Below are 4,159 nucleotides of genomic sequence, written 5' to 3'. Positions count from 1 at the left end.
GATCAGGAGCACATGGCGGCCGAGCCGCTGGTGCCGCATCGCCTGCTTGTGCACCTTCGACACCAGCGGACAGGTGGCATCGAGGTAGAACAGGTTGCGCGCCTCGGCGTCGGCCGGCACCGATTTCGGCACCCCATGCGCGGAAAAGACGACCGGCGACTGACGATGCTCGGGTGGGATCTCGGACAATTCCTCGATGAACACCGCGCCCAGGCTCTGCAGCCCCTCGACGACGTAGCGGTTGTGCACGATCTCATGGCGGACATAGACCGGCGCGCCGTATTTCTTCAGCGCCAGCACGACGATCTGAATGGCGCGGTCGACGCCGGCGCAGAAGCCGCGCGGCTGGCAAAGCCTGATCGTCAGCGGTGGCTTTTTTTCAATCATCAAAACGGGCCGGTTCAGTCGGAAAGCTGAAGGCGAAATGAGGCGTGCACCCCTGCCCTGTCAAGAGCGGCGCTCACTCCTCCTTCGCCGGGCGGCGAAGCCTGAGGATCAGCACCGCGGCAAGGGCGGCGGCAAGGCCATACCAGGTGACGGCATATTGCAGGTGGTTGTTCGGCAGATCGATGATGGTGACGCCGCCGACCGGCAGACCGCCGGGGTTAGGAGTCTTGTCGGCATCGATGAAGAAGGGCACCAGCACGGCTCCCGCTGGCAGACCGGCGCTCGAGGCCATGACGTCGCGGTCCTTCCAGTAAAAGATGTTCTTGGCGACGTCGTTGTCGGGCAGCATCATCGAGGGTTTTTCAGGCAGCGGATTGCGGGCAAGCCCGGTCACCGTCACCGTGCCGGCGACCTCGCCCTGCTTCCGCTTGGCCGGATCCTTGAGATCGTAAGGGACGAAGCCGCGGTTGACGAGCACGAAACGGCCGTCGTCGAGCCGCAGGGGCGTGTAGACATTGAAGCCCGTGTCGCCTTCCCAAGTGGCGAAGAAATGGCGCTCGCCCTGGTGCAGGAAAGTGCCGGTTACAGTCACCGGCGTGTAGTCGACATCGTGTGTGGCGGCGAATTCTTTCTCGACATCGGTCAGTGGCAAAGGTGCCGCATGGGTGCGCTTGTCGATGGTATCGATCAGCCCTTCCTTCCAGTGCAAGCGCTGGACCTGCCACGTGCCGAGGCCGAGGAGAATGGCGAACAGGACAAGGCCGATCCCAAGCAGCAGCGCCGAGCGCGGCCGCGAAGCGCCGGCAGTCGAGGAGGTCGCATCGCTCATTGGCCGCTGTCCAGCCTGCCTTCCGCGGCCTTCTTGGAATATTGCAGGGTGATCAGCACGCCCTTGATCAGGCGCAGCGCCGCCAGGCTCAGCACCAGCGCCAGCGGTATCCACAAAATGAAATGCAGCCAGAGCGGCGGGCTCAGCGACACTTCCATCCACAGTGCCAGGCCGACGACGATGAAGCCGATGATGAGGATGACGAAGACCGCCGGACCGTCGCCGGCATCGGCAAAGGAATAGTCGAGGCCGCAACTGTAGCAGCCCTTGCCGACGGTGAGGAAGCCGGAAAACAGCTTGCCCTCGCCGCAGCGCGGGCAATGGCCGCGCAGCCCGGCCGAGATCGGGTCGACGGGTGGCCAGATTGCCTTGTCTTCGCTCATGTCCGCACCGTAGACCCGTTCGGTCAAAAAGATAAGGCGGCCACGTCGCCGCAGCCGCCTCGTGAACTCAATCCAAAGGGTCTCAGTGGGCTTCGATTACCGCGCCGCTCGAGGCCCAGACATAGATCGCGGTGAACAGGAACAGCCAGACCACGTCGACGAAATGCCAGTACCAGGCGGCCGCCTCGAAGCCGAAATGCTGCTTCGGGGTGAAATCGCCCCGCATCGCCCGGATCAGGCAGACGAGCAGGAAGATGGTGCCGATGATGACGTGGAAGCCGTGGAAGCCGGTCGCCATGAAGAAGGTGGCGCCGTAGATCGAGTCCTTGAAGCCGAACGGAGCGTGCATGTACTCGTAGGCCTGCACCATGGTGAACAGCATGCCGAGGCCGACGGTCAGGATCAGGCCGTTGATCAGGCCCTTGCGGTCGCCGTGCAGCAGCGAGTGGTGCGCCCAGGTCACCGTCGTGCCCGACAGAAGCAGGATGATGGTGTTGTAGAGCGGCAGGTGGAAGGGATCGAGAACCTCCAGACCTTTTGGCGGCCAAACGCCGCCCGTGAAGGTGGTGCGGGCATATTGCGCGGCCTCGCCCGGGAATAGGCTGGCGTCGAAGAAGGCCCAGAACCAGGCGACGAAGAACATCACCTCGGAGGCGATGAACATGATCATGCCGTAGCGCAGGTGCAGCGACACGACGCGCGTGTGGTGGCCCTCATGCGCTTCCTTGATGGTGTCCGACCACCAGGCGAACATCGTGTAGAGCACGATGATCAGGCCGATGAAAAACAGCCACGGATTGGCGATGTTGTGGCCGAATATTGGGAAGCTGCCGGCCTTCAGATACTGCATTAGGCAAACGCCGCCGACGGCCGTGACCAATGCGCCGATCGAGCCCAGGAAAGGCCAAGGGCTGGGATTGACGAGATGGTAGTCGTGGTTCGGTTTTGTGTGCGCGTCTGCCATATCAACCCCCGAGGCTTGCTTCGGAATCTGGAACTTTGTTGCTGCTGCCAGCGGTCGGCGCGGACGACGCGACTGGCTGCTTCTTTTCGACCGGGAACATGGTGTAGGACAGGGTGATGGTCTTCAGGTCCTTCAGTTCCGGCACGTTGACGATGTCTGGATCGACATAGAACACGACCGGCATGTCCAGCGTCTCACCGGGCTTGAGCGTCGTGTCAGTGAAGCAGAAGCACTCCACCTTGTTGAAATAGGCGCCGGCCATTTCCGGCTGCACATTGAAGGAGGCGCGCCCGGTGATGGGGCGATCGAACTTGTTGGTGGCGCTGTAATGCGCCTGCGTGGTCTCGCCGATCTTGATCGTAACCGAGCGCGCGACGGGCTCGAACTGCCACGGAATGCCGTTGGTGTTGGCGTCGAAGCGGATGGTGATATCGCGGTCGAGCACGCGACCGGCATATTGCTTCTCGGCGCGCTGCGTCGTGCCGCCATAGCCGGTGACCTGGCAGAACATCTTGTAGAGCGGGACCGCCGCATAGGCCATGCCGACCATGCCAGTGAAGAAGGCAAGGCAGACCGCCACGACGATGCGGTTGCTGTTCTTCCCGATGGGTCCGGTCTCGCCGCTCATCGCCGCCTCACATCAAATTCGTCGGTATCAGGCCGGAGGCATGGTGGCCGAAGCGCACGATGGTGGCGATGTAGAAGATGATGACGAGCGCGGCCAGCGCGACGCCGATGGCAACGGAGCGGCTGCGTCGCGCCTTCCGCTGGCGTTCGGTCAAGGTGACCAGTTCGAGGTTCTTGTCGGCCACGGTCATGCTCCCCCCATGACGAGGGCACGCCCGACCACGCTGTCGACGAGATAGGCGGCAAAGATTGCGAAGAGATAGAGCAGCGAATAGCCGAACAGCGCCTTGGCCGGCTTCATCGCGCGGTCGGCATCGCTCATGCCCAGCACCTTCCAGGCATACCAGACGAAGCCCAGGCCGAGCAGGACGGAAACCGCGCCATAGGCGGCGGTGGTGTAGCCGAGCAGCCATGGCAACACGCCGACCGGCGCCAGGACTAGCGCGTAGGCAAAGATCTGGCGGCGGGTCGAGGCGTGCCCGGCGACGTTCGGCATCATCGGGATGCCGGCGCGGGCGTAGTCGTCCGACTTGAACAGCGCCAGCGCCCAGAAATGCGGCGGCGTCCACAGGAAAATGATCAGGAAAAGAATCAGGCTTTCGAGGCTGACCGATCCGGTCACCGCCGCCCAGCCGATCACCGGCGGGATGGCGCCGGCGGCGCCGCCGATGACGATGTTCTGCGGCGTCCAGCGCTTCAGCCACATCGTGTAGATGACGGCGTAGAAGAAGATGGTGAAGGCAAGAAGCGCCGCCGACAGCCAGTTGATGAGCACGCCCAGCGTCATCACCGACAGCGCGGAGAGCACGAGCCCGAAGCTCAGCGCCTCACCCGGCGTGACGCGCCCCGCCGGCACCGGACGGCTCGCTGTCCTGGTCATCACCGCGTCGATATCGGCGTCGTACCACATGTTGAGCGCGCCCGAGGCGCCGGTCGCCATCAATCCGCTGCTGGCGGTGATCGCGATCC

General features: G+C 63.5%; 6 protein-coding genes and 1 pseudogene. All 7 read right to left on the bottom strand.

What is annotated here, in order from left to right; all coding sequences use genetic code 11:
• Positions 1–387: pseudogene (locus EOA60_RS21670) on the bottom strand (4-hydroxy-3-methylbut-2-enyl diphosphate reductase); the annotation flags it as partial.
• A gap of 73 nt (positions 388–460) precedes the next feature.
• Positions 461–1,216 carry an SURF1 family protein gene (locus tag EOA60_RS21665; protein ID WP_164748251.1) on the bottom strand — a complete coding sequence of 252 codons (756 nt, stop codon included), beginning with the start codon at positions 1,214–1,216 and terminating at the stop codon, positions 461–463.
• A complete protein-coding gene (locus tag EOA60_RS21660) occupies positions 1,213–1,599 on the bottom strand; it encodes a DUF983 domain-containing protein (RefSeq protein WP_095823798.1) in 387 nt (128 codons plus the stop codon). The genes EOA60_RS21665 and EOA60_RS21660 overlap by 4 nt, the downstream gene beginning before the upstream one ends.
• An 82-nt stretch (positions 1,600–1,681) precedes the next feature.
• Positions 1,682–2,563 carry a cytochrome c oxidase subunit 3 gene (locus tag EOA60_RS21655; RefSeq protein ID WP_095823799.1) on the bottom strand — a complete coding sequence of 294 codons (882 nt, stop codon included), beginning with the start codon at positions 2,561–2,563 and terminating at the stop codon, positions 1,682–1,684.
• A gap of 1 nt (position 2,564) precedes the next feature.
• The gene (locus EOA60_RS21650) at positions 2,565–3,191 is read right to left on the bottom strand and encodes a cytochrome c oxidase assembly protein (RefSeq protein ID WP_095823800.1); all 627 of its coding nucleotides are present in this window, start codon (positions 3,189–3,191) and stop codon (positions 2,565–2,567) included.
• 7 nt (positions 3,192–3,198) lie between these two features.
• Positions 3,199–3,381, bottom strand: coding sequence for a hypothetical protein (locus EOA60_RS21645; RefSeq protein ID WP_067327855.1), 183 nt, complete (start codon positions 3,379–3,381; stop codon positions 3,199–3,201).
• Positions 3,378–4,159: heme o synthase (locus EOA60_RS21640; RefSeq protein ID WP_128311843.1), on the bottom strand; the 782-nt coding region annotated here is incomplete at its 5' end. The genes EOA60_RS21645 and EOA60_RS21640, both read right to left, overlap by 4 nt.

Origin of the sequence: Mesorhizobium sp. M1A.F.Ca.IN.020.06.1.1 (assembly GCF_004023265.1) — a bacterium.
Classification (GTDB): Bacteria; Pseudomonadota; Alphaproteobacteria; order Rhizobiales; family Rhizobiaceae; genus Mesorhizobium.
Note: the sequence above shows the minus strand (reverse complement) of the source record. Positions and strands in the feature narration are given on the sequence as shown.

Coding starts and splice junctions, on each gene's coding strand:
- EOA60_RS21655 (WP_095823799.1), bottom strand. CDS start 2,563: ATGGCAGACGCGCACACAAAACCGAACCACGACTACCATCTCGTCAAT.
- EOA60_RS21645 (WP_067327855.1), bottom strand. CDS start 3,381: ATGACCGTGGCCGACAAGAACCTCGAACTGGTCACCTTGACCGAACGC.
- EOA60_RS21650 (WP_095823800.1), bottom strand. CDS start 3,191: ATGAGCGGCGAGACCGGACCCATCGGGAAGAACAGCAACCGCATCGTC.
- EOA60_RS21660 (WP_095823798.1), bottom strand. CDS start 1,599: ATGAGCGAAGACAAGGCAATCTGGCCACCCGTCGACCCGATCTCGGCC.
- EOA60_RS21665 (WP_164748251.1), bottom strand. CDS start 1,216: ATGAGCGATGCGACCTCCTCGACTGCCGGCGCTTCGCGGCCGCGCTCG.